24 protein-coding genes are annotated in these 25401 nt (G+C 68.5%); 9 read left to right on the top strand and 15 right to left on the bottom strand.

Annotated features, from left to right (window positions below):
• Nucleotides 1-2: 2 nt before the first annotated feature.
• Complete coding sequence (locus tag GBRO_RS04850) at nt 3-500, bottom strand: DUF2599 domain-containing protein (protein ID WP_012832873.1); 498 nt, start codon at nt 498-500, stop codon at nt 3-5.
• A gap of 97 nt (nt 501-597) precedes the next feature.
• On the opposite strand from GBRO_RS04850, the gene GBRO_RS04845 reads away from it, so the two are divergent.
• Nucleotides 598-1725 carry a beta-mannosidase gene (locus GBRO_RS04845; protein ID WP_115311657.1) on the top strand — a complete coding sequence of 376 codons (1128 nt, stop codon included), beginning with the start codon at nt 598-600 and terminating at the stop codon, nt 1723-1725.
• An 88-nt stretch (nt 1726-1813) separates the two neighbouring features.
• On the opposite strand, the gene GBRO_RS04840 is transcribed toward GBRO_RS04845, so the two are convergent.
• Genes GBRO_RS04840 through GBRO_RS04825 form a run of 4 tightly spaced genes read right to left on the bottom strand, consistent with a single transcriptional unit; the run spans nt 1814 to nt 8562 of the window.
• Entirely contained in the window at nt 1814-3538 is a 1725-nt protein-coding gene (locus GBRO_RS04840; protein WP_012832871.1) for a glycosyltransferase family 39 protein, read from the bottom strand.
• Nucleotides 3535-5073 (bottom strand): glycosyltransferase, encoded by a 1539-nt coding sequence (locus tag GBRO_RS04835; protein WP_012832870.1) that lies wholly within the window; start codon nt 5071-5073, stop codon nt 3535-3537. The genes GBRO_RS04840 and GBRO_RS04835 overlap by 4 nt, the downstream gene beginning before the upstream one ends.
• Nucleotides 5073-6599 carry a hypothetical protein gene (locus GBRO_RS04830; RefSeq protein WP_012832869.1) on the bottom strand — a complete coding sequence of 509 codons (1527 nt, stop codon included), beginning with the start codon at nt 6597-6599 and terminating at the stop codon, nt 5073-5075. Before GBRO_RS04830 ends, GBRO_RS04835 begins: the two co-directional genes overlap by 1 nt.
• Nucleotides 6600-6612: 13 nt before the next feature.
• Nucleotides 6613-8562 (bottom strand): hypothetical protein, encoded by a 1950-nt coding sequence (locus GBRO_RS04825; RefSeq protein ID WP_012832868.1) that lies wholly within the window; start codon nt 8560-8562, stop codon nt 6613-6615.
• Between the two features lie 241 nt (nt 8563-8803).
• Between GBRO_RS04825 and GBRO_RS04820 the strand changes: the two genes are divergently transcribed.
• Nucleotides 8804-9604, top strand: a complete 801-nt coding sequence (locus GBRO_RS04820; RefSeq protein ID WP_012832867.1) for an alpha/beta fold hydrolase — start codon at nt 8804-8806, stop codon at nt 9602-9604.
• Nucleotides 9605-9619: 15 nt separating this feature from the next.
• Here GBRO_RS04820 and GBRO_RS04815 read toward each other — a convergent pair whose 3' ends face one another.
• Nucleotides 9620-11176: a carboxylesterase/lipase family protein gene (locus GBRO_RS04815; RefSeq protein ID WP_012832866.1), complete on the bottom strand. Its 1557-nt coding sequence runs from the start codon at nt 11174-11176 to the stop codon at nt 9620-9622.
• Nucleotides 11177-11266: 90 nt separating this feature from the next.
• Between GBRO_RS04815 and GBRO_RS04810 the strand changes: the two genes are divergently transcribed.
• Entirely contained in the window at nt 11267-12019 is a 753-nt protein-coding gene (locus GBRO_RS04810) for a LamB/YcsF family protein (protein WP_012832865.1), read from the top strand.
• Nucleotides 12020-12035: 16 nt separating this feature from the next.
• On the opposite strand, the gene rlmB is transcribed toward GBRO_RS04810, so the two are convergent.
• The 5 genes from rlmB to GBRO_RS04785 form a co-directional block, all read right to left on the bottom strand.
• On the bottom strand, nt 12036-12986 hold the full coding sequence (gene rlmB / locus GBRO_RS04805; RefSeq protein ID WP_012832864.1) for a 23S rRNA (guanosine(2251)-2'-O)-methyltransferase RlmB: 951 nt from the start codon (nt 12984-12986) through the stop codon (nt 12036-12038).
• A complete protein-coding gene (gene cysS / locus GBRO_RS04800) occupies nt 12986-14377 on the bottom strand; it encodes a cysteine--tRNA ligase (RefSeq protein ID WP_012832863.1) in 1392 nt (463 codons plus the stop codon). Before cysS ends, rlmB begins: the two co-directional genes overlap by 1 nt.
• A gap of 70 nt (nt 14378-14447) precedes the next feature.
• Nucleotides 14448-14906 (bottom strand): 2-C-methyl-D-erythritol 2,4-cyclodiphosphate synthase, encoded by a 459-nt coding sequence (gene ispF / locus GBRO_RS04795; RefSeq protein ID WP_012832862.1) that lies wholly within the window; start codon nt 14904-14906, stop codon nt 14448-14450.
• Nucleotides 14903-15613, bottom strand: coding sequence for a 2-C-methyl-D-erythritol 4-phosphate cytidylyltransferase (gene ispD, locus GBRO_RS04790; RefSeq protein ID WP_012832861.1), 711 nt, complete (start codon nt 15611-15613; stop codon nt 14903-14905). The genes ispF and ispD overlap by 4 nt, the downstream gene beginning before the upstream one ends.
• 11 nt (nt 15614-15624) lie before the next feature.
• The gene (locus GBRO_RS04785; protein WP_006435671.1) at nt 15625-16113 is read right to left on the bottom strand and encodes a CarD family transcriptional regulator; all 489 of its coding nucleotides are present in this window, start codon (nt 16111-16113) and stop codon (nt 15625-15627) included.
• Nucleotides 16114-16462: 349 nt separating this feature from the next.
• On the opposite strand from GBRO_RS04785, the gene GBRO_RS04780 reads away from it, so the two are divergent.
• The gene (locus tag GBRO_RS04780) at nt 16463-17149 is read left to right on the top strand and encodes a hypothetical protein (protein ID WP_012832860.1); all 687 of its coding nucleotides are present in this window, start codon (nt 16463-16465) and stop codon (nt 17147-17149) included.
• A gap of 65 nt (nt 17150-17214) precedes the next feature.
• Nucleotides 17215-18600, top strand: coding sequence for a DNA repair protein RadA (gene radA / locus GBRO_RS04775; RefSeq protein ID WP_012832859.1), 1386 nt, complete (start codon nt 17215-17217; stop codon nt 18598-18600).
• 105 nt (nt 18601-18705) lie between these two features.
• Here the strand turns inward: radA and GBRO_RS04770 are convergent, their stop codons facing one another.
• Entirely contained in the window at nt 18706-19254 is a 549-nt protein-coding gene (locus GBRO_RS04770) for a PaaI family thioesterase (RefSeq protein WP_012832858.1), read from the bottom strand.
• Nucleotides 19255-19303: 49 nt separating this feature from the next.
• On the opposite strand from GBRO_RS04770, the gene disA reads away from it, so the two are divergent.
• A complete protein-coding gene (gene disA / locus GBRO_RS04765; protein ID WP_012832857.1) occupies nt 19304-20383 on the top strand; it encodes a DNA integrity scanning diadenylate cyclase DisA in 1080 nt (359 codons plus the stop codon).
• A 22-nt stretch (nt 20384-20405) separates the two neighbouring features.
• Here disA and GBRO_RS04760 read toward each other — a convergent pair whose 3' ends face one another.
• Nucleotides 20406-21191 carry a hypothetical protein gene (locus GBRO_RS04760; RefSeq protein WP_012832856.1) on the bottom strand — a complete coding sequence of 262 codons (786 nt, stop codon included), beginning with the start codon at nt 21189-21191 and terminating at the stop codon, nt 20406-20408.
• Nucleotides 21192-21331: 140 nt separating this feature from the next.
• Entirely contained in the window at nt 21332-21982 is a 651-nt protein-coding gene (locus GBRO_RS04755; RefSeq protein WP_012832855.1) for a carbonic anhydrase, read from the bottom strand.
• Between GBRO_RS04755 and GBRO_RS04750 the strand changes: the two genes are divergently transcribed.
• Nucleotides 21981-22883: an HhH-GPD family protein gene (locus GBRO_RS04750; protein ID WP_012832854.1), complete on the top strand. Its 903-nt coding sequence runs from the start codon at nt 21981-21983 to the stop codon at nt 22881-22883. The genes GBRO_RS04755 and GBRO_RS04750 overlap by 2 nt on opposite strands.
• A gap of 117 nt (nt 22884-23000) precedes the next feature.
• Complete coding sequence (locus tag GBRO_RS04745) at nt 23001-23951, top strand: integral membrane protein (RefSeq protein WP_041919729.1); 951 nt, start codon at nt 23001-23003, stop codon at nt 23949-23951.
• A 240-nt stretch (nt 23952-24191) separates the two neighbouring features.
• On the opposite strand, the gene GBRO_RS04740 is transcribed toward GBRO_RS04745, so the two are convergent.
• Nucleotides 24192-25046, bottom strand: a complete 855-nt coding sequence (locus tag GBRO_RS04740) for an alpha/beta fold hydrolase (protein ID WP_012832852.1) — start codon at nt 25044-25046, stop codon at nt 24192-24194.
• Between the two features lie 46 nt (nt 25047-25092).
• Here GBRO_RS04740 and GBRO_RS04735 point away from each other — a divergent pair, with 46 nt between their 5' ends.
• The gene (locus GBRO_RS04735; RefSeq protein WP_012832851.1) at nt 25093-25401 is read left to right on the top strand and encodes an antibiotic biosynthesis monooxygenase family protein; all 309 of its coding nucleotides are present in this window, start codon (nt 25093-25095) and stop codon (nt 25399-25401) included.

Genomic DNA, 25401 nt, shown 5'->3' with positions numbered 1-25401 from the left:
CCCTATTCTTCGGCGAATCCCGGGTTGCAGCGGGTGGCAATCATGGTGTTCTCGTCGACGACCGGCCGGCCCGGTTCGAGATTCCAGCTCGGCTTCTCCGGTTCGACGATCCGCGCGAACCGCCAGTGGCAGTCGAACTGGGCCTGCATGCCCGGGGTGTCCGCGGACCGGTCCAGACGCACCACCTCGGCCCAGGCGGCGTTCATGGCCGACGCGTCGGCGGTGTAGCGGCCCGACGTCGTCGGGTAGACCTGCAGGCTCGGTCCGACGGCGGTCTGTACCCAGGTGACGTGATCGATGTAGGGCGGCGGGTAGCTCGGGGTGCTCGGCCGCGGCGGCGTGGACGCGGTGCTCGACGACGTCGCGACCTCCGCCGTCGACGACACCGGCCCGGCGGGACCATCGTCGGCCCCGCAAGCGCTCAGCAGCGCGACGCACATCAGGGCGAGGACTCCGACCACAGCTCGATCGACATCGCGGCATCCGAGGGAGAGTGGCATACGGTGCACACTAATCCCGCCCAGTGACGCGCCGACCGCACCGGGTTCTCTTTCCGAGCCCGCGGTGCGTGTCCGTCACCGCGAGTAGCCTTCAGCTGTGACGAGGCGTTGTGCGCTCCCGACCGTTCGCCGTATCGCGGTGTGCCTGCTCGTCCTCGTCGTGCTCGTGGTGGCCGGCTGCACGTCATCACAGGACAGTGCCGGTCCGACGACCTCCCCCCCGCGCACCGGGCGGGTGCAGGCGACCCCGACCGGCCTGACACTGGACAAAACACCTTGGTGGCCAACGGGATTCAATGCCTATCAGCTCGGCACCGACTGGTCGGTGAACCGCGGGTGCGGCGCGGCGGTGAACCTCGACGACTACTTCGGACGACTACCACCGCGCGCATTGACGCGGTTCAACCTCTACTCGTCGTTCGTCGTCGACAAACGGACCGGGCTGGTGAACTTCGGTCCACTCGATGCCGTCATCGCCGCCGACGAACGCCACCACCAGATGCTGTTGCCAGTGCTGACCAGCAACGAGGGCGCCTGTGAGGACAAGGTCTTCAAGCAACTCCCCTGGTACGTGGACGGCTGGCGCACCACCACCGGCGTCGGGCGACTCACCTACGCCGCCTGGCTGGAGACCGCCGTCACCCGCTGGCGCGGCTCGCGATCCATCGCCGGATGGGAGCTGGTCGGCGAACCCGAGCCCAGCATGTGCACCACATCGTGTGCCTGGCAGCAGCGCACGTGCCCCTCGGATGCCGCCGACGTACTCCGCACGTTCTTCGACACCGCGGGAGCCATGCTCCGGTCCCTCGACCCCACCCGCCCGATCTTCTCCGGATTGGTCGGCGGCGACCAGTGCGGCACCGCCGACGACGACTACGGCCGGGTGCTCGCCTCCCCGGGCATAGACGTGGCCGACTTCCACGACTATCTCTCCGCCATCGATGCCTCCGGACCGCACGGCAGCGACCTACCGGCCCGCCTCACCCAGGCACGTGCCGCAGGTAAACCCCTGGTGGTCAACGAGATCGGCATCGATGCCGGTTCCTGCCTGCCGATCGCCGCACGTGCCGCATGCTTCCGGAAGATCATCGCCGACGATCGCGCCGCCGGTGTCGCCGGCGCCCTGCTGTGGGCCTTCGTCCCTGATCCGCGCGAGAACGAATGCACCTACGACATCGGGCCAGACGACCCGGCGTGGCGGGTCGTCACCGACACCGCGCGCTGACCGGGCACCCGACCCCTTGAGCCTGCCCACGGTCAACGGATTTGGGCGCCCGGTCAACGGCGGGCTCGGATTCGATGATGCGGCACCGTCAGGTCGGGATCACCCGGTAGACCCGCCAATCGATCTGGTCGGCACCATCATTGGGGACCTCGAGCACCAACACGGAGATCTGGGCACCGTTGTCGTAGAGCGTCGGATAGCGGACGTTGAGGGCGTCGGAGACACCGCGTCCCGCCTTGGGCACGGTGAGCAGGTATCGAACACCGTGTGCCGCAGGGTCGTTGAGGATGTTGGTGAAATCCTGATCCGACGGGATCACGAACTGTCGTGGCCGGGTGGAGGCGACCACCACGGCGAATCCGTAGACGGTGTCGGTCAGGACGCTCCCGTCCGGGAGATTCAGTGAGTCGAGGTACTGCGCGAGCCGCCGCTCGGTCGAGAACGTACGCAGGAGGCGCCGCGCGTCGAGGTGGCGCTGGTCGGTCGAATCCGGCCGCGGTGCGATCACCGCCTCGAGCGCGAACTCCTGGGGCGCCCGTTTGGGCGATGTCATACCGACGGCGGTGACGGGGATCGCCAGTGCCATGGTGACCACCGCGCAGATCCCCAGGACGGTCGCGGATCGCCCTGTGTGCGGGCCCGTCTCGACCGCCGGCGGCGCGGCGCGTAACCCCGGCCGGCGGGTGGGCACCCGGCGGCGGGCGGGGGTCGCCAGCATCGCCACCAGCCCCGACAACAGGATCACGGTGATGTAGAAGCGCAGGAAACCGAAGGTCGAACCCCGGCTGTAACTCAGGACCTGGAACGCGAGGACCGCACCGATCAACAGCACCGACGGCATCAGGGGATATAGCCGATGTCGCAGCGTCCGCGTCGTCGCGACGACGACCAGCAGCAGCGGCAGCAGCGGCGCCAGGATCAACAGCTCGGTGGCCGAGAACGCCAGTGCCGCAGACACGGTCGCCGACCCACTGCCGCCCGACTGCGCGATGATCGAGGCGTTTCCGTACTCCGACGAGAACTGGGCGAAGGCGTTTCCGGTGATCAGCCAACTGGTGAAGGCCCACCCGATGAAGGCCACCGCACTGGGCAACACCACGAGCGTCACGTCCAGGATGGTCCGATACCACCGGTCCGACGCCGCGATCGATCCCCCCGCGCGAACCGCTCGCGCGACCCCACCCGGTCCGGCGCGGCGAAACGACACCACGGCCACCAGCGCCGCGGCCGCGATCGTGGCCGCACCCCCGTCGTAGCGGGTCAGGTAGCCGAGCCCCAAAGCGATTGCGGCGACCGTGAGTTCGTGGACATCGTCGTTGTCCACCCATCGGATCAGCCGGCGCGACGCCCAGGCCAGCAAGAACAGATACGGCGCCTCGCTCATCCCGTTGGCCGCGTAGACCACGATCATCGGGTTGACCGCGTAACAGACGGTGACGGTGACCGACACCCAGCGCGGCAGGGCCCGGTCGCGGGCCACCCCCGACACCTGGACCACCGAGCCGGCCATGAACGCGGCCGACATCACCGCCGCGGACAGCGCCTCGGTGGTCATCTCCGGCCACCACGGCGTGAGTGCGGTCAACGGAAGCTGCACGATCGCCGTGAGCGGGGTGAAGATGAAGCCGATCGCGGCCAGATGTGGATCGCGACTGAATAGTACGCTCTGGGCCGCCTGCACCCGCGCCAGCGAGTCGCCCACAAAGACATTCAGGCCGGCCGCCAGGTACACCCCGAACGCGAGGTAGGCGACGAAGCAGATCGTGAAGACCAGCAGCGCGGCACCGGGCGACGGTGTCCGGCGGGTACTCACGCCGACCCGGCTTTCCCGTCAGAGGAGCTGTCCCCGCTCGCCGCATCGGATGTCGACAGTCCGTGAAAGGTCTTCTCCCAGTAGGACGGATTGACCAGGATCTGCCAGACCCCTTTGATCGCGGCAACACTCATCAGCAACCAGTAGGCCGGCACGAGCAGCGCGGAGACCACCAGGTCGCTGCGCCCGTTCTCGCGGATCGCGATGAGGTTCATGTAGATCGCAGCACCGTTGCCGAAGATCAGTGAGATCAGCGCCAGGTAGTAGATCGGGCCCGGGAAGAGGTCGGCGACCACCGGTGGTTGCCCGGCGACCCAGAGCACCAGGATCAGCCAGAACAGCATGTTGACGCAGGCGATGAGCGGCGTGCCGGCGATCAGCAGGGTGAACCGGAGCCACGCCACCGTGCCCAGGATGCGCCACAACCGAACCGGATGACGCATGTGCACCAGCCAGGTCTGCAGATAACCCTTGTACCAACGGGATCGCTGCCGAATCCAGTTGATGGCGTCGACGTTGGCTTCCTCGAGTGTCACCGAATCCAGTACGGCCGTGCGATATCCCGAATCGGCGATGCGGACACCGAGGTCGGCGTCCTCGGTGACGTTGAACGGATCCCAGGCGCCGATGCGGTCGAGCACGTCACGGCGGAAGTGATTCGACGTGCCGCCCAACGGAATCGGCGCGCGGCTGACCATCATGCCGGGCAGCAGGAAACCGAACCAGATGCCGTAGTCCGCGGTGAACCACTCGGTGAGGATGTTGTCGCGCGAATTGTGGAAGCTGAGCTTGCCCTGCACGCACACCACCGAGTCGTCGTCGATGTGGGTGAACACGTGCACCGCGCGGCGAAGCTGGAGCGGGTCGGGCTGATCCTCGGCGTCGAAGATCGTGACGATGTCGCCGGTGGCGAAATGCAGCCCGTAGTTGCACGCCTTGGGTTTGGTGCGGGGATCGGCCGGCGGGGTGAGCACCACGGTCACGATCCCCGACGCCTCGACCGCACGAGCGGCGACGATCGTCGGCTCGTCATCCTCTTCGAGCAGCAGGAGCACCTGTAGTTTGTCGCGCGGGTACTCGATCGATTCGACGGCGGCGATGAGGTCACCCACCACCTCGGGCTCGCCGTAGGCGGGCACCAGCACGGTGTAGGGCGGTAGGTCGTCGTCGGGGATGGAACGGGCCTGCTCGTCGGTCACCCGGATCGCCCCGTTTACCAGTCCGCGGCGGAAGATCACCAACCGGTCGACCAGCGTGATCACGTAGGCGACGGTGACGACGGACACGAAGGTCGCGACCGCGCCGACCGGAAACAGCACCAGCGCAACAACACTCACCACCGCTCCGAGCAGACCGAGCAGCTTCTGGGTGCGGTTGAACGGGACCGATGCCGACCGGTCGACGTCGGCGGTGCGAATGCGGTTGACCGCGTCGTCGAGCGCGGCGGCCCGGTACTGCGGGTCGGCGAGGAGTTCGGCCACGTCACGATCGGACCGGGTGTGCCGGCTCAGGCCGGATGTATCACTCATCGCCATCACCCGCCGGCCGACTGTGCGGCCCGGGCGGCCTGTGACTGCACCAGTCCCGTCGCCAGATCGGTGAGCAGGGCTCGATCGTTCTGCTTGGCCGCACTCGCGCGGATCACGGCGTTGCCCCGCAAGAGCACCGTGAACATGGTGTTGAGATTGCCACCGACCGTCATCTGCGGCGGCGGGAAGAAGGCGTCGGACTCGTGGTTGTCCACCGACCACAGCATGATCTGCTGCGTCCGCGACCCGTTGGTCCACCACCACGACAGCACGGTGTATGTCAGATACCGGCGGTCATCGACAACGTTCCAGATCCACGACTGCACGCCGTGCGGGAGGTCGATCTCCTCGGCGGGAGCAAACCGGTCGCCCACCAGGTCGTACCGAAAGATGTACGGGTACACCTCCAGTGCCAGCGGTCGCGCGCTGTCGACGCTGTCGACCATCACCCGGCGGGGACGCGCGAACTTGTCGAACGCGGGATCGCCCGCGGTCTGGACCATGACCTGCCGGATCAGCACCGAGTCCCGGCCGTAGAGGCGCGTCACCCAGTCGTAGCGGTCCAGCGAGGCCTGCCGCCAGCCGGGGGGCACCGCCAGCGGCTGCCCGGTCGGCAGACCGTCGATGCGTGCGCTGGGCCAGGTGCCGACCGGCGGCACCGGGATGAACGCGAGGATCCCCGCCGCGAGGACCAGCACCACTGTCGGCCGGCCGACCCGCGACAGCGTCGGCGGCAGCACCTGCCGGCCCAGGGGTGACCACGGATGGCCGCCGCGATGTCGGTACTCGACGTACGTCACGGCCGACGCGGCGAGTGCTGCCGCGAGGGCCGGCAGTGTGACGACGGCGCCTCGAGGGGCGTCCACGACGACCGTCACGCCCAGCCCGACACCGCCGACGACGAACGCCAGCGCCGCTCCGGCAACGGCTCGACGCCAGGTCCGGCCCACTGCGACAGCGGTCGCCGCAGCGGCGTAGGCCACCGTGACCGCGCCCTCGACCGTGGTTGCCGACCCGCCCAGGCTCAGCACCACCACGCGTGTAGGGATCGGCCAGATGGCGATCAGGATCAGCAACACCCAGCGATACCGGGCGACCGGCCGGAGTCCGAACAGGATGATCGCGGCGCCCAGCACGAACAGCCACAGCGCCAGCAGATCCATGTGCGCGGTGAGATATGCCTGCGAATAGCGGGGGGTCACAAGGTATTTGACGGCAATCGCGAGCAGCAACACGATCATGCCGACGATGACATCGGTCTGGCGGTCATAGATGGGTGGCTCCGGGTGCCGGCGCCAGGAGACGCCCACCGCGGCGATCGCGCAGAGCAGCACCAGGACCGGGACGTAACCGATGAGCGTCTGCGCATAGATCTCGGCGACGATCGCGGCGATGGTGTTCCAGAAGCCGGCGACGGTGAGCGTCACCAGGACCACCCACCGGCCGACGATGGTCCACCCCGGATGCGCGGCCGACCAGATCGCGATCGACTGCCGCCCCGGTGTCGAGACCGGCTGTTCGGTCACCGTCACGGCGACGACACCGTCACTCGCGTCGCGGTCGGCGTCGACCGCTGACGACCACGAGCACCGCGACCGCGATGGCGGCGACCGCCGCGCCGAAGGCGACACCGGCGGCCTGCAACACCGACCATCCCGAATCGGTCGACGAGGCCGGCGGCACCACGGCGTCGCTGCTCACGAACACCGGTTCCTTGCCGGCGACCTGCAACACCGCGTCACCGCTCAACCCCGGCCAACGATCCGGGTCGTCGCCCAGCCAGGCGAGGATCGCATCGAGGTCGGCGGTGTCGGCGGTGGACGTGGCGACCAGCACCGTCCGGTCGTCCTCGCGGACCACCTGCAGCGTGCCGTAGCGCAGTGCGAGTGTCATCGTCACCTGCGACTCCTCGCCACCGGTGTTGGTCACCGTCACCGTCGAACCATCCGCCGTGACCGGGAGTTTCAGGTCTCCCAGTCCGGTGCCGTCGGCCGCGATCAGGATCGCCGGCGCCTCGGCGCTCATCGCGTCCGACATCGATACGACGTCGACGCCGAGGGCCACCGAGGACATCCGCTGCAACCCGGTGATGATCGCGACCGCCCGCGTGACGTCGGCGACGTCGCCACGGGTCCAGGCAAGGCGGGTGCGCGGCATCAGCGCCTGCGGTAGCGATCCGAAACCAGCCGGGGTGGGTGGATCGGCGGCATCGGAGGTCACCTCTCCGGAGGAGTCGAGGCTCAGCGAGGCGCGCGTTCCGGCCCCGCACTGCTCGCCGACCTGCGCTCTGGTGTAGACGATCGACACCTCGGTGAATCGGCCCACCACGTCGTGGGGGACGTCGACCCAGCGGTCGTAGGCGCCCGACGAATCGGCCGCCCAGGAGTCGATGGTCCGGTTGCCCACCCGCACCGAGAGCTGGCCGCCGGTGTCGGACCCGTAGGAGTAGGAACCCTTCACCTGCAGCCGCAGGTTGTGCGACGGGCGTCCGAGCCGGGTCTGGTCGATGCCGAAGGACACCGTCGGCCAGGCGCTGGAGGTGACGAGCTGGTCGTTGACGCCCAGGTCGGCGAGCGTCTGGACCGGCGGGGCGAGCTGGGGTGCGGTGTGCAGTGGCCCGGCGACGGCCGACGACGTCATCGCAATCCTCGACAGATCGGTGCCGAGGAACTGCGTCTGTGCCAGCAGCTCATCCGACGACCCGCCGATGACGAGATACGGCCAGCCGGGGCCGTCGCGCAGGGTCAGACCGGCCGGGGCGGAGGTGCTCACCACGATCTGGCGTTCCAGCGATCCCGGGGTCGTGGTCGGTGTGAGCGACGCCCTCGGCAACGACTCGGTGACCACCTCGACCGGGGTGGTTCCGTAGTTCGCCACCACGGCCGCGGCGAGGTTGACCGCGGACGCCCCCTCGGCCTGCGACACGTCGTCGGGCACATAGATCGTCAGTTTCTGCAGGATCGGCGGCAGGAAGTCGGCGACGCTGCTCGGCCGTGCCTCACGACCGGTGTAGGTCACCGAGGCGTTGACGATCCGAAAAGCGTTGTCGGGGTCGAACTGACAGAAGCCCTCGGCCCGCAGATACGACCGCAACACGATGTCCACCGCATTGCGATCGACCCGGACCCCGCGCAGGGACAGCGTGATGGGCGCACCCGGTGCGGTCGGGATGGGGTTGCGGGAGATCAGCCGATCGCCTTGCACCACATCGACATTCCCACCGGTGACGAAAGCAGGCAGCTGAGCGCTGCCGCGAATCTCGGTGGGCGCCAGGTTCTGCGGCACCGGCAGCGACACGCTCACCGCGCCCTGTTGCCCGGGAAAGGCCAGTGTCGACGACGACCCGATGTCGCGCAGACTCAACGGTCCGGGCGGATCGCCGGGCGCGGCGGTCGCCTCGGCACCCATCGGGATGATCAGCGGCACGACGCCGAACACGCCGATCAGAATGACTGCCAGAACACGGCCGAAGCGCGACGGTCGTCGTGGCTGCATGTGTACACCCTTCGCGTTGTATCGCCGGATTCGCAATGCTGCAGTCCAGGGACACGCTAACGCAGGTGAGTGCCCGCCACATCGAGAATGCCCGGGGGCCGTTGCCGATTCGAGTCATAACCGTGTCACCGCACTGACACGACATCTGGGACGATGGCGGATGCCCGTTTCGTTCCCGACGCGCAGCACCACCGCCCCGACGCCGGTGGGTGACAGGCCCACGACAGGACAGGATCAGTACATGCCCGCTGTGCACGTCGGGGACCCGGTCGACGGCGGCCGATATGTCGCCGCGGGCGGTCAGGTGATCTGGCATTTCCATGGCGGCGAACCCAACGGCCCGCCGACCGTCCTACTGCACGGCGCGTTCGCGTCGGCCGCCACCTGGGGCGCCCAGATCGCCGGGTTCATGGACGTGGGGTTGCAGGTCTATGTTCCCGAACGCAGCGGCCACGGCCACAGTCCCGACTCGCACGGCGTCTACTCGTTCGCGGCGCTGCTCGATCAGATCGTCGACTACCTCGAATCGGTGGTCGGGCAACCCGCACATCTCGTCGGTTGGGCCGACGGTGGCGTGCTCGCGTTACTGGTCGCGCGTGCGCGCCCCGACCTGGTCAACCGGATGGTCGTCTTCGGCAGCTATGTGGACGCCGCGGGGCGCGACTCGGACGACTTCGTCGAACGGGTGCGTACGGCGCACCCCGACATCATCGAGTTCCTGCGCAGCGACTTCGACACCATGTCACCCGACGGTGCCGCCCACTTCCACGTCGTCTACGACAAGCTGGTCGACATGCTCACCACTGAACCCGACTTCGAGGTGCACGGGTTCGCGCAGGTCGAAACGCCGACGCTGGTGATCGCCGCCGACCGGGGCGTGGTGCGCATCGAACACAGCCTGGAACTGGCCCGGACCCTGCCCAACGGCCGGTTCGCGGTCCTGCCCGGCACGCACATCCTGCCGGTCGAGGCGCCGGAACTGTTCAATCCGCTGGTGTCGTCGTTCCTGGCCGCCGAGCCGCCCGCCGAGTGGCGGCCGTGAGGACGACCGCCCGCCTCAGGAACCCACTTCGGCGTGCGCCTTCGACCACGCCTGCCGACGCTGCGCGTCCGGATCGGTGACGACGCGGTCGGGGTCGTTGATGACGAGCACCTTGCGGTCCCCGGTGGTGTAGGCCGGCCAGCCGATGCCGGGGTCGCCGGTGCGCGCGAAGCCGGTCCACCGCGTCTGCACGTCGTCGATCACTCGTCCGCTCGCGCGCCACGCGCCGACCGCGAGGCCCACTCCCATCGGCGCCCGATAGGCACCGAAGACGCTGAACAATTCGGTGGCGTGCGTCGCGCCGAATCCGGTGGCTTTCAGGATGCGGGTCTCGTAGTCGTAGCGGTAGACGTAGGTGGGCGCGACGGCACTGTGACCGTCGGCGAAGGCGGTCATCGGTGCCCAGAAGATGGCATCGCCGGCGAGCCGGATGAGGTCGCGGTCGCCGCCCTGATACAGCGCCGCGATCTCGCGCCGCGTCTCGTCGTCGGTGACCTTCAGCAAGGCCTGCTCGGTCTCGGGCAGCACGTTCCACAACTTCGAGAACAGCTGTCCCTCTTCGCGATTGGTACCGATGATCAGCGGCACCGGATGCGTGGTGCCAGCCCGCGCGGCGTCGAGTGGTGACCGCGGCAGATAGCTGCCGTCGACGACCGGGCCGAACGGGATCGGGTCGGGAGCACCGACTTTCATCGTGAAGCTCATCAGATGACTGCCGGCGCGGAGTAGCTCGGTGGGGTTGGCGATCGACAGAAGACGCTGCGCCTCTTCCGGTTCGATCGGGGCTTCGGTGCGCTCCAGCGTGGTGTTGCGACGCTGCGGGTCGCGCAGGATCCGCACGAACTCGTCGGCGTAGAGCCGCGCCAGGTCCTGATCGACGGTGAGTTCGGGGGCCGGGCTCTGCGCGATCGCCCGGACGAAGAGACCCTGCGCGGCGGGCGCCGACAGCAGCGACAGCACCGACGACCCGCCCGCGCTCTCGCCGAACACGGTGACGTTGGCCGGGTCGCCACCGAAGGCGGCGATGTTGTCGCGGACCCACTCGAGGGCGGCGACCTGATCGCGCAGGCCGCAGTTGCTGTCGAAGGGCCGGTCGTCGGTGGCGTAGGCGCCGAGGTCGAGGTAACCGAACGGACCGAACCGGTACTGGACGGTCACCACGATGACGTCGCGGGAACGCGCGAGGAACGACCCGTCGTAGAGCGGTGTGGCGGCCGTGCCGAGGATGTAGGCGCCGCCGTGGATGAACACCATCACCGGTCGCGGCTTCGACGACACCGAATCCGGCGAGTACACGTTGAGGGTCAGGCAGTCCTCGCTCATCGGCGCGAACTTCCCCGGGGCGACCGCGGTGAAGCGTTTCTCCTGGATGGCGGCCTTGGCCATCGCTGTGCAATCCCGCACACCCGGCCAGTTCGGCGCGGGTTCAGGCGCCCGGAATCGACGCCCCGCGACCGGCGGAGCCGCGAACGGGATACCCCGCCAGCTGATGGTTCCGCGGCGGGTCCGCTTGCCCCGCGCCCCCTCGACGATGCCATTGACGGTCGTCACCTTGCTATCGAGCAATGTCATGAGAAACACCGTAGTCGAAACGTCTCTTCGGGCAACGGCCCGGCGGTCCCCACCGCCTAGTGTCCCGTGTTGGAAACTAGACTGGCCCACGTGAGCCTCTCGTCGCGCATCATCGACCTCAATGCCGACCTCGGCGAGGGTGTCGGCGACGACGAGGCGATGCTCACCGTCGTGACCAGCGCCAACGTGGCGTGCGGCTTCCATGCCGGGACACCCGCCGAACTTCTCGCGACGTGTTCCGCCGCGGTCGCGGCCGGAGTGCGCATCGGTGCGCAGGTCTCCTATCCGGACCGAGCCGGGTTCGGCCGACGGTTCATGGACATGACCACGAGCGACCTGATCGCCGACATCACGTATCAGATCGGCGCACTCGAGGCCATCGCCCATTCCGTCGGAGCCACCGTCGATTACGTGAAACCCCATGGGGCGCTGTACAACACGATCGTGCACCACGAGCAGCAGGCCGACGCCGTCGTCACCGCCGTCGCCGAACTGGGGCATTCCCTCGCGCTGATGGGCCTACCCGGTGCGGTCGTCATCCGCCGCGCCGAGGACGCCGGGCTCCCGGTCATCCTGGAGGCCTTCGCCGACCGCGCCTACCGAGGCGACGGCACCCTGGTCCCCCGCACCGAGGCCGGCGCGGTACTCACCGACAGCGACGAGATCGCGCGCCGCGTCGTCGGGCTGGTCACCGAGAACCAGTTGACCGCGATCGACGGCACCACGATCTCGATTGCCGCCCAATCGATCTGCCTGCACGGCGACACCCCCGGCGCGGTCGGGCACGCCCGAGCGGTGCGAGCCGCTCTCGATGACGCCGGGATCACCGTCGCAGCGTCCTGACACGTCGACCGTGCGCTCAGGCCTGCCGACGCTGACGGGCGAATTCGGCGAGCACCACTCCGGCGGCGACGGACGCGTTGAGACTCTCCACGTCGCCGGCCATCGGGATGGACAGGATCGAGTCGCAGCTCTCCCGGACCAGCCGCGAAAGTCCCTTGCCCTCCGAGCCGACGACGATGACCGTCGGACCGGTGCCGTCGTAATCGTCGAGGGTCACATCGCCGTCGGCGTCGAGACCGACCAGCTGGGCACCGGATTCGGCCCAATCCTTCAGTGTGCGAGTCAGATTCGTCGCCTGGGCGACAGGCAGGCGGGCAGCCGCCCCGGCACTGGTACGCCACGCGACCGCGGTGACACTCGCACTGCGTCGTGCCGGGATCACCACGCCGTGCCCGCCGAAGGCGGCCACCGAACGGATCACCGCACCCAGGTTGCGCGGATCGGTGATGTTGTCCAGCGCCACCAGCAGCGCCGGCGTGCCGCTGGCCTTCGCCGCGGCGAGCAGGTCATCCGGGTGAGCATAGGTGTATTCGGGCACCTGGAGTGCCACGCCCTGATGTAAACCGTTGGTGGACAACCGGTCCAGCTCCGGCTTGCCGACCTCGAGCAGCGCGATCCCAGCGTCGCCGGCGATCTTCACGGCCTCGGCGACGCGCTCGTCGGGTTCGGAGTTCGACGCCACGTACAACGCGGTCGCCGGTACACCGGCCCGCAGGCACTCGAGCACCGGGTTGCGGCCGAGCACGTACTCGGGTCCGTCCTCCTTGCGGCGCGGCGCACCCCGGCCGGCCGGCTTCGCCGCCGTCTTGGCCCGCTTGTGCGCCGGATGATAGGGCCGGTCAACAGCTTTCGGGGTCGCACCGCGACCCTCCAGACCCCGACGACGCTGACCTCCGGAGCCGACGGTCTGCCCCTTCTTGGTGCCCGATTTGCGGATCGCGCCTTTGCGTTTGGAGTTGCCTGCCATCAGTTGTCACCCTTGAGCGCCCATTGTGCCCCGTCGGGTGTGTCGGTGACCTCGACGCCGGCCTGCGCGAGGCGATCCCGGACGCCGTCGGCGGTCGCCCAGTCCTTGGCGGCGCGCGCGTCCGCGCGTCGCTGTAGTTCGGCCCGCACCAGCACATCGAGTGCCGACGTCGCGGCGGAATCGTCGCCGGCGGTGGCCCAGTGCTCGTCGAGCGGGTCGACGCCGAGAACGCCCATCATCGCGCGCACCGACGACGCCGCCGCCAATGCCGCGGCGCCGTCACCGGATTCGAGGGCGGTGTTGCCGTGGCGGACCACGTTGTGCACCACCGCGAGAGCGGCCGGCACACCGAGATCGTCGTCGAGTGCCACACCGAACTCCGGATCGATCTCGCCGATGGCGACCTCGCCGACGCGCGCAACGACCCGCTGCAGAAAGGACTCCACCCGACGGTAACCCGCCGCCGCCTCGGTCAGCGCGCCGTCGGAGTACTCGAGCATGGAGCGATAATGCGCCGACCCGAGGTAATACCGCAGTTCGACGGCCCGCACGCGCTGCAGCATCGCCGGGATGGCGACCACGTTGCCCAGCGACTTGCTCATCTTCTCCCCGCCCATGGTGACCCAGCCGTTGTGCAGCCAGTACCTGGCGAACGGGTCGCCGGCACCGTGCGCCTGGGCGATCTCGTTCTCGTGGTGCGGGAAGATGAGATCCATTCCACCGCAATGGATGTCGAACTCAGGGCCGAGGAGCGCGGTGGCCATCGCGGAGCATTCGAGATGCCAGCCCGGCCGCCCGGGGCCCCAAGGCGTCGGCCACGACGGTTCGTCGGGTTTGGCCGCCTTCCACAGCGTGAAATCGCGCGGATCCCGTTTACCGGTACCGGCGCTCTCCCCCTGGTGGACGTCGTCGAGTTTGTGCCCGGAGAGCGCACCGTAGTCGGGCAGGCTGCGCACGTCGAAGTACACGTTGCCGTCGGCGGCATAGGCGTGCCCACGTTCGATGAGGCGGTCCATGTACTCAACCATCTGCGTGATGAACCCGGTCGCCCGCGGCTCGCCCGACGGCGGCAGCACGCCGAGGGCGTCGTAGGCGTCGGTGAACTCGCGTTCATGGGTGGCCGCCCACTCCCACCACGGGCGGCCGGCCTCGGCGGCCTTGCGCAGGATCTTGTCCTCGATGTCGGTCACGTTGCGGACGAACAGGACGTCGAGGCCACCGTGGGCGAGCCAGCGGCGCAGGATGTCGAAGGCGATGCCGCTGCGGACGTGGCCGATGTGCGGGACGCCCTGAACGGTCGCGCCACACAGGTACACCGACGCCCGGCCGGGGTGCAGCGGCACGAAGTCGCGCACCTCTCGCGTGGCGGTGTCATACAGGCGCAGGGTCACGACGTGCGATTCTACCTGTCGGTGCGGCCGATCCCGGCAACGGTCGAGCCAAGACCACCCGGCCCGGCGGTCATTCAATCAGTGCGGTTGCAACTGCCGCGACGCCCTCACCACGTCCGGTCATCCCCAGACCGTCGGTGGTGGTGGCCGACACCGACACGGGCGCGCCGAGCGCCTCGGACAGCACCTGCTGCGCCTCGTCGCGCCGTGGACCGATCTTGGGCCGGTTCCCGATGACCTGTACCGCGCCGTTCACCACGGTGAATCCGGCGTCGGCGACGAGCGTGGCCACATGGGCGAGCATCGCCACCCCGGACACGCCGGCCCACTCGGGCCGCCCGGTCCCGAACACCGATCCCACGTCGCCGAGACCGGCCGCCGAGAGCACCGCGTCGCAGAGCGCGTGCGCGCCGACGTCGCCGTCGGAATGCCCCGCGCAACCGGGCGTATCGGGGAAATGCAGCCCGACCATCCAGCAGTCGCAGTTCTCGTCGACGCGATGCGCGTCGGTCCCGATGCCGACCCTCACGGGCCCCCACCTCCGCTCGACAGCAGGTGCCGCACGATCGCGAGATCCCACGGCGTCGTGATCTTCATGGCCCGGGGACTGCCGGCGACGACGTGCACGTCGATGCCGGCGCGCTCGGCTAGTCCGGCGTCGTCGGTGGCGAGTCCGGAATCGTCGGCGTGCGCCGCCAGCAACGCGTCCCGGGTGAACCCCTGCGGGGTCTGTACGGCACGCAGCGGCTCGCGGTCCACGGTGGCGGCGACGCGTTCGAGGCCGGGCGTGTCGCCCGGTGTCACGGATTTGAGGGTGTCGACGACCGGCAGACCCGGCACCACCGCGTCGTGCCCGCTACGGATCGCGTCGACGACGCGGGTGAACACCGAGGCAGGTGTGAGCGGACGGGCGGCGTCGTGGACGAGGATGACCTCGACGTCGCCGGCTGCGGCGACCCCGGCCCGCACCGATTCACTGCGATGGGCGCCACCGGCCACGACGACGACGTCGTCGGGCAGCAGCAACCGGGCGCGGTCGATCATGTCGGCCGGTACGACGACGACGACGGACGCCCCGAGCGAACGCGGCACACTGGCCACGCATCGCTCGATGATCGTCTGTCCGTCGACGTCGACGAATGCCTTGGGGAGTGACTCACCGAGTCGGGTACCCGACCCGGCGGCCGGGATGACGACACAGATGGAGGAGCCGGATTTCTCCGGCGTGTCGGCCACGCGTCCGGTCGTCAGGACGCGGCGGCGAGGACCTCGTCGAGAATGCTGGTCGCCTTCTCGTCGTCGGTGTTCTGCGCCAGTGACAACTCGTCGACGAGCACGCGGCGCGCACGGGTCAGCATCCGCTTCTCACCCGCGGACAGACCGCGGTCCTGTTCGCGACGCCACAGGTCACGCACTATCTCGGCGACCTTGATGATGTCACCGGAGATGAGCTTCTCCTGGTTCGCCTTGAAACGGCGTGCCCAGTTGGTGGGTTCTTCGGTGTGCGGAGCGCGGAGCACCTGGAATACCTGATCGAGCCCCTCTTGACCGACCACGTCGCGCACGCCGACATATTCGAGCTTGGTGGAGGGAATCTGAACGGTCATGTCACCGTCGGCAACCTTGAGAACAAGGTATTCGATCTGCTCACCCTTGATGGTCCGGGTCACGATGTCTTCGACCCGGGCAGCACCGTGATGGGGGTAAACGACGGTGTCGCCAACTTTGAAATTCAATGTTCCTTGCCCCTTTCGAGTATGGCCAGTCTAGCACGGCCGTTCCGAGGGCAGCTCCCAACGGTGCAGGTCAAGGCCATGATGCGGACCCGCCGACACGTTTTGCGAGGTAGTGAGCCTGGCCTTAGCAGGCAGGGACCCACAACGCAAGAGTGGTGTACACAGGGCGTCACCGGGGTCCGGCGGGACGGCGTGAAGACACCAATCCGGCACCCCGCCGGACTTTTGTGGGCCGCGCCCACTACGCTGCGTAGTGCAGGGTTCGCTTTCTGCGCTGTCGGCTTCGTTGACCTGGGAGGAACGGGTGTCAAAGCTTCCACAATCCGCACGGCGATCGGTGCGTGCGCGGATGCGGTTCGCAACCGCCGCCGCCGCGCTCGGCGTCGCAGTTGCCTTGGGCACCACCGGTTGTGGTGCGGGCCAGATCTCGCAGACCGCCAACCAGCTCCCCGCTGTCAACGGCGCGAATGCCAACTATCTGTCGCTGACGCTGCGCAACGTGCAGATCGTCTACCCCACCGACAAGGCCGACGAGGTGTTCGGCGCGGGCGGGCCGTTCAAACTCTCCTTCGTCATCGGCACCACCAGTCCGACCGACTACTTCCGCCTCAAGGAGATCAAGGCACCCAGCGGTGGCACCGTCACGCTCGTGCCGTCGTCGGGTCCCCAACTCGAGATCACCCCGGACCGTGAGCTGCGCAGCGGAACCCCGGTGGGCCTCGAGAACGAGGCCGTGGAGCGTGCGACCGAGGAGAACCGCATCGATGCGACGCTCAACGGCGCCGGCAAGTCGGTGGCCGCCGGCCTCACCACCAACCTGGTCTTCGTCTTCGAGCACAAGCAGGCCGACGGGTCGTGGCGCGACGCGGGCGAGACGTCGGTCCTGACACCGGTCGACACCCAGCCCGAGTACCCGCGTCAGGGTGCCGCATACTCTGCCGAGCCGCCGCCCGGTGAGCATGCCGAGGGTGAGCACGGTTCCGGCGAGCACACGACGGGCGAGCAGGGTGCGGGCGAGCACGAGGGCGGGCACTGACCACCGGTTCCCGGCCCGGCCTGTCGCCGGCCGCTCTTGTCGGTACGCCGTCCTAGGTTGAGGCCGTGGCCAAACCGAAATCGACCTTCCGCTGCACTGCCTGCGGCCGTCAGGTCGCCAAATGGGTTGGGCGATGCCCTGATTGCGGTGAATGGGGTTCGGTCGACGAGGTGACCACGCTTTTCGCGGCCGGCACGTCGGCGACCGCTGCCGTCGCACCGTCGAGTCCGGCCCGCCGGATCACCGAGATCGATGCCGCATCGTCGGCCGCGGTGCCCACCGGCATCGGCGAGTTCGACCGCGTCCTCGGGCGCGGCGTGGTCCCCGGATCGGTCATCCTGCTCGCCGGCGAACCCGGGGTCGGCAAGTCGACGCTCCTGCTCGAGACCGTGAAGCACTGGGCGGGCCTGGGCCGTACCGCGCTCTACATCACCGGCGAGGAATCGGCCGGCCAGGTGCGGATGCGTGCCGAACGCACCGGCGCCGTCCACGAGAATGTCTATCTGGCAGCCGAATCCGATCTCGCGACCATCCTCGGCCAGGTTGATGCGGTGCGCCCGTCGCTGATGATCGTCGACTCGGTGCAAACCGTGGTGGCCACCGGCGCCGACGGCGTGACCGGCGGTGTGACCCAGATCCGCGCCGTCACCACGGCCTTGGTGTCGCTGGCCAAGAACCGCGGCATCGCCGTCATCCTCGTCGGACACGTCACCAAGGACGGCGCGGTCGCCGGACCGCGCTCCCTCGAGCATCTCGTCGACGTCGTCCTCTCGTTCGAGGGCGACCGGCATTCGACCCTGCGCATGGTGCGCGGCATCAAGAACCGGTTCGGTCCCGCCGATGAGGTCGGCTGCTTCGAGCAGCGCGACGACGGCATCCATCAGGTCACCGATCCGTCGGGAATCTTTCTGCACCAACGGGATTCCGATGTCAGCGGCACGGCGACGATGGTCACCATGGACGGCAAGCGGCCACTCGTCGGCGAGGTGCAGTCGCTGGCCAACGGTTCGCAGATGGCCACTCCGCGTCGCGCGGTATCCGGGATGGACTCGGCACGAGTGGCCATGGTGCTCGCCGTCCTGCAGAGCCGAATGGGCCTCGAGCAGATCGCCAAGAACGAGATCTACGTCGCCACCGTCGGTGGGATGCGGGTGACCGAGCCGGCCGCCGATCTCGCCATCGCGCTCGCCGTGCACTCGGCGATGACCAAACGTCCGGTGCCCGCCACCACGATCGCCATCGGCGAGGTCGGCCTCGCCGGCGAGGTCCGTCGGGTGTCGGCGGTGTCCCGTCGGATCGCCGAGGCCCAGCGGCTCGGCTTCCGGCACGCCATCATCCCCGGCGGCACCGACGAGAAGCTACCCAAGGGCATGCGGATCACGCGCGTGGGCGATCTGTTGGCTGCGGTGACCGCAGCCGGGGTGACTGCGGTCACCGACGCGCCGTTCTGACGCCGACACTCCGCGACGACGCCACCCCGACGCTGCCCGAGGCACTCGAGGCGCAGGTCCAGATCCTCGAAGTCCACTGCGCGACAACATCTTTGCGTACCACCCTCAGGGTCGCGACATTCGCTGTTTGTACTCGTCGGGCATCTGGCTGGCCCCCACATGGTCGGCGAAGTGGGCGCGGGCGTCAATGCTGATGAACATCGCGACCCCGGTGGCCAGTGGGTCGTCGGGTTCGCCGAGGTGCGCGATCGCCTCGGCGTAGATCTTGCGGCGCTGCCGACCGAGCACCCGGCCCTCGAAGATGATGTCTGGACCCACCGGCACCGGTTTACGGAAGTCCACCTCGAGATGCGCGGTGACGGCCGCGGGGTCGATGAGCAGCGGCAACTTCACCATCACCTCGTCCATCCCCGCGGACACCAGACCACCGTGCACCACACCCGGGCCGCCTTCCATCCACGGCTGGGTGACCAGTGTGGTCCGCGCGGTGAACCCGTCGCCCGCGATCACCTCGAGGTGCAGACCGCGGGGTGAGTCGGGTCCGCAACCGAAGCAGGCGGGGTTGTGCCGGCCGATCACCTCACCGGGCCGGACCGCCTTCGGGTGACGCTGCACCGGGTCAAGGCCGTCGGGGATGGAAAACGTGGTCCTCACGTCCAGTTACCCTAGTCAGACGGACCACTAGGACGAGGAGAGGACCCCGATGGCCGACGCGGCGACGGAGTTGACCCGCGAGACCCTCGCGCGGGTGGCACCCGGCACGGGCCTGCGCGACGGGCTCGAGCGCATCCTGCGCGGCGGGACCGGCGCGCTGATCGTGCTCGGCCACGATTCCGACGTGGAGAAGATCTGCGACGGCGGGTTCCACCTCGACGTCGAGTTCGCGCCCACCCGGCTGCGTGAGCTGGCCAAGATGGACGGCGCGGTGGTGCTCTCGACCGACGGCAAACGCATCGTGCGCGCCAACGTGCAGTTGGTGCCCGACCCGTCGATCCCGACCGAGGAGTCGGGCACCCGCCACCGCTCGGCCGAGCGCACCGCCATCCAGACCGGGCATCCGGTGATCTCGGTGAGCGCGTCGATGTCGATCGTCAGCGTCTATGTCGACGGGGCGCGTCGCGTGGTGGAGAGCCCCGACCCCATCCTGTCGCGCGCCAACGTCGCACTGGCCACCCTCGAGCGCTACAAGATGCGCCTCGACGAGGTTATCTCGGCGCTGTCGCGCGCGGAGATCGAGGACTACGTGCTGCTGCGCGACGGCATGTCAACGGCCCAGCGCATGGAGATGGTCCGGCGGGTGTCGGTGGAGATCGAGGAGTACGTCCTGGAGCTCGGCGTCAACGGGCGGCAGGTCAGCCTGCAACTCGAGGAGCTGATCTCCGACAACGACACCATGCGTGAACTGCTGGTCCGCGACTACTACGCCAGCCCGGAACCGGCGACCACCGAGGAAGTGCGCCAGGCCCTCGAGATCGTCGAGAACCTCAGCGACGTCGATCTGCTCGACCTCACCCTGCTGGCCGGCGCCTTCGGCTACCCGACGACCATCGACGCCCAGGACACCGCCATGAGTCCGCGCGGCTACCGGCTGCTGGCGCGCATCTCGCGGCTGCAGTTCGCCCACATCGACCGTCTGGTGCGCAGCTTCGGGACCCTGCAGACACTCCTGGCATCGAGTGCGGCCGACCTGCAGGCCGTCGAGGGGATCGGCAGCATCTGGGCGCGGCACATCCGCGAGGGACTGTCCCGGCTGGCCGAGACCAGCATCGAACGTTACGAGTAGCCCGCATCCCGGGCGAGAAATCCTACGGCTCTTGAGCCGGTGCGACGACGTTGAATGTCTGCGGGAACGACTCGCGTTCACCGATCTTGCCGACCGCCTTGTAGGCACCCACCGGGATCTGCCGACGCGGCTGGTTGCATCCGGGGTTGCTGGTGGTGCCCGACCAGGTGATGGTGTCGCGGACCTGCTGGCCCGGTTGCAGGAGCTGGTTGTTGACGGTCTGCAACGGCGAGCAGTCCCGGGCACTCCACAGGGTCCGGGTCCCGTCGAGGGTGCGGACGATGACGTTCTGCGACGCCTTGCCCACGTCGCGGGTGCAGGCGCTGACCCCGGCGTTGGTGATCACCAGCGTGAACACCGGTCGTTGCCCCACGGTGTAGGTCGGCTTGTCCAGCAGCAGGACCACGGAGATGGCCTCATCAGGGCACAGACCACCGGCCGGCGCGGGACCGGCGGGCACGTTGCTTGTCTGGCCGGGGGTGGTCTGTCCCGGTGTCGTCGGGGCGGTGGAGCCGGACGGGGCCGTCGAATCGGTTCCGCCCGTTCCGTTTCCACCGTTTCCACCATTGCCACCGGTCCCGCCGTCGCCGGGCGGCTGTGACTCCGACGGCGCGACGCTCGGTGCGGCGGGAGTGGTGGTGGAACTCAGCGGTGCGTTGTTGGCGGTGTTCTGCGGATCGCCGTTACCCGAGGTCATCCACACGATCAGACCGACCACGACCGCGACGACCACCAGGCCACCGGCCGCGGCGACGATGCGCCGCCGCCAGTAGATCTCTGGTGGCAGTGGGCCCTGGGGTTCGATCACGAAACCAACGCTAACGGCCGATTCGGACGTTTCGGCTGATCACGCCCCGGCGTGTCGCACACCGAAATCGCCCCGGAAGGAGCAAAGTCTAGAGTTCGGCTTCAGGGATACCGGAATTCGGGGTCCGGTGGGGACCCGACTCAGGCCGATTCGACGCGCCGCAGCGGCGTCGTACCCTCACCGATGTCGCCGTAGGCACCTCGAAGCTGCACACGGCCCTCGTTGAGTGCATACGTGAGTCCGACGATGGCGAGTTTGCCGGTCGCGACGCGGTCGGCGACGATCCGCGAACGCTGCATGAGCAGTTGCCCCGTCTCGACCACGTGCCGAGCTTCGAATTCGTCGACGCGGGTCAGTCCCTCGCTACGTCCGGCGAGGATGCTGGGTGTGACCCGCTCGACGACGTCGCGGATGTAGCCGCCGGGGATCTGCAGGTCGTCGAGTGCGTCGAGGGTGGCCTTGACCGCGCCGCAGCTGTCGTGACCGAGGATCACGATCAGCGGGACCTCGAGGATCTCGGCCGCGTACTCGAGCGAGCCGAGGACCGCGGAATCCATCACATGACCGGCGGTCCGCACCACGAACATGTCGCCGAGTCCCTGATCGAAGATGATCTCGGCGGCCAGGCGCGAGTCGGCACAGCCGAACAGCACGACGTGCGGATGCTGGCCGGACACCAGACGCTCACGGTCCTCGATACCCTGACTGGGATGTTGAGACTCACCCGCCACGAACCGGTCATTGCCCTCGCGCAGGATGCGCCATGCCTGTCTGGGTGTCACTGCCGCCATGCGGTCTAGTCTGCCACCCCGCGCAATACTCGGCTGGTTCGACGTCCACGAACGCGATCTGCCGTGGCGTGACCCCGCCTGCTCCGCGTGGCACATCCTGATCAGCGAGATCATGCTGCAGCAGACGCCGGTGTCCCGGGTGATCGACCCCTGGCGGGAGTGGGTCCGACGCTGGCCGGTGCCGTCGGCCATGGCCGATACCCCCGCCGGTGAGGTGCTGCGCGCGTGGGGAAAACTCGGCTATCCGCGACGCGCACTCCGGCTTCACGAATGCGCGAAAGTCCTTGCGCGCGAACACGATGACCGCGTCCCCGCCGATGTGGAGACAATGCTGAGCCTGCCGGGGATCGGCGATTACACGGCACGCGCGGTGGCCTGTTTCGCTTACGGCCAGGCCGTTCCGGTGGTCGACACCAACGTTCGTCGGGTCATCGCCCGCGCCGTCCACGGCCGCGAACAACCCGGCAATCCCGGCCGCGCCGACCTCGCCGACGCGCAGGCGCTGCTTCCGCGGGCCAGTTCGGGCGGGTACGCCCCGACGGCACCGCGGTATTCGGCCGCCCTGATGGAGCTCGGCGCGCTCGTCTGCACCGCTCGCAATCCGCGATGCGGCGACTGCCCGGTGCCGGATTGCACCTGGGTCCGTCTGGGCCGGCCGCCGCATTCCGGCCCGCCGCGTAAGGTGCAGAAATTCGCCGGCACCGACCGTCAGGTCCGTGGACTGCTGCTCGACGTCCTGCGCGGCACCGACGCCCCGGTGAACCGCGGTCGGCTGGATCTGGCGTGGACGACCGACACCGCGCAACGCGACCGCGCCCTGGACTCACTCCTCGTCGACGGCCTGGTCGAGATCACCGACGACGGCCGCTACTGCCTGGCGGGTGAGTCGCCGGACCGCTGACATTCGACGGGAGCCCCGGCACGAGGGTTATGGCACGCCATGCCATGCCATTTGGATCGTCGACGCCCCGCAGCAATGGGTGCCCTCGGGGCACAAATGTTGCTAATGTCCCGGTCCATGACACAGCCGCCGTACCCGCCTGACCCCAACGATCCCGTCGGCGGGCAGCAGCCCGGCCAGACCCCACCACCCCAGTACGGGCAGACGCCCCAATATGGGCAGACCCCTCCCCCGCAATACGGCCAGACACCGCCGCCCGCACCGCAGTACGGGCAGGCGCCTCCCCCTCCCCCGCCCGGTCCGCAGTACGGACAGGTGCCGCCCGCCGGAGCGGTGCCGCCCGGCTATGGCGCAGATCCCACCAAGGTCGACGTCGGCGAAGCGTTCGGTTGGGCCTGGGGCAAGTTCAAGAACAACGTCGGCGTGATGATTCTGCCGGGCCTTGCGGTGTTCGCTCTTGCACTCGTGGTTCTGCTCATCGCGATCTTCGCGACATCGATCTTCGGTACCACCGAGACGACCACCATCGGCTCCGGCGAGTATGCAACGGACGTCCAGTCCACGACGCTCGGCGCCGGCGGAACCATCCTGTTGATCCTGGTGCAGCTGCTGTTCTACATCGGGCTGCTCTACCTGCAGGCGAGCATCATCTCGGGAGCGATCCGAGTCGCCAACGGTGAACCGATCAGCGCCGCCTCATTCCTGGTCCCGATCCGATTCGGCCCGGTGATCGGAACCGCCATCCTGGTGGGCATCATCGTGGCGATCGGCAGTGTGCTCTGCATCATCCCAGGCCTCATCGCCATCTTCTTCCTGCAGTTCTCGGTAGTCGCCACGATCGACAAGGCGCTCTCGCCGATCGAGGCGATGAAGGCCTCGTTCGAGCTCGCCAAAGCCAAGGTCGGAGACTCACTGATCACGCTGCTCGTCACCTACGCGATCGTTCTCGTCGGCGCGATCATCTGCTACATCGGTCTCATCGTCGCCGCCCCGCTCGCGCAGCTGTTCTACGTGCACTGCTGGCGCCGCCTCAACGGTGCGGCGATCGCCCCGCCCGATCCCGCCTGATACCCGCCATCTGATCCCAGTCCGTCACCGGGCCGGCCCGTCGAACCGACGGGCCGGCCGCTTCGTTGACCGGGCGCCCGAATTTGCTGATCGTGCAGGCGAACCTGTTCATCGTGCGGGCAGACCCGTTCATCGTGCATCGCCGGAAACGTGTGATGCACGGTCAGCGGTTTTCGGCGCCCGGTCGATGAAATCGGACGCACGATCAACGGTTTCGGGCGCCCGATCAACGTTGCGTCGTCAGGTGCGCCCGACGTCGGGCCCGGACAGGAATGCCTCCACCGCACCGCGGTACACGTCGGGCTCGTCGTCGTGGACGAGGTGTCCGGCGCCGGGCACCCGCAAGTAGCTCGCCCGCTCGTTGACCGCGCACATCCGGCGCATCTGACCGGGCGGGGTGACGGTGTGCTCGGCCTCGATCAGCAGCGCCGGCACCGACACCGCCGACCATTCCGACCAGAAGTCGCGCGTCCCCCATTCGTCGGCGATGGCCGTCCAGATGGGCAGTCGGCCGTGCAACCGTCCGTCGTCGAAGGCCTCGTAGAAGTATCGGCCGGCCACCGGCCCGAACATCTGGCACGCGTGTGCCATTGAGTCGAACCGATCGGGCCACGCCTCGAACCACGGCGTCCAGTTGGTGGTCGTGCGTCCCCGGAAGTCGGGTGCCATGTCCTCGATGACCAGCGCCGACACCAGTTCCGGGTAGGCCGCCGCGGTGCACCAGGCGTGCAGCGCACCCATCGAGTGGCCAATGAGGACGGCGGGACCGAGGTCGATCCAGGTGAGCAGTTCGGCGAGGTCGGCAACAAAGCGTTCGGTGGCGAGTTCGGCGGGGTCGTCGGGCATCTCGACGTCTGCGCCGGTGTGGAACGCGGCGTCGAAGGTGAAGACCCGCCCGTAGGACCGCAGCCACGGGATCTGACGGCGCCACGTGCGCCCGCGCCCCATGAGGCCGTGCAACAACACGATCGGCCCCAAACCGGATCCACCCAGACCGAATCCGACGACGGACCCGGCAGCGTCCTCGGCGAGCACCGGTCCGCCGTGATCGCGCAGCCCGACGTCGGCGAACTCCGGCGTCGGGCGAATTGTCACGGGCAGAACCCTATTGCACGCGCCGCACGACAGTAAGGTGGTGGTCATGACTGTTGTGAAGATCAACGCGATCTCGGTCCCCGACGGCGCGGGCCCCGAGTTGGAGAAACGCTTCGCCAATCGTGCGCACGCGGTGGACGGTTCCCAGGGCTTCCTGGGGTTCCAGCTGCTGCGCCCGGTCAAGGGCGACGACCGCTACTTCGTTGTCACGCAATGGGAATCGGAAGAGGATTTCCAGGCCTGGGCGTCCGGTCCGGCCCGCGAGGCGCACTCAGGCGAGCGCGCCAAGCCGGTCGCCTCGGGTGCCGACCTCCTCGAGTTCGAGGTCGTCCTCGACGCCAAACCGAGCTCCTGA

The sequence above is a fragment of the Gordonia bronchialis DSM 43247 genome (genome assembly GCF_000024785.1).
Lineage (GTDB): Bacteria > Actinomycetota > Actinomycetes > Mycobacteriales > Mycobacteriaceae > Gordonia > Gordonia bronchialis.
The sequence above is the reverse complement of the archived record's forward strand: the minus strand, read 5'-3'. Positions and strand labels throughout refer to the sequence as shown.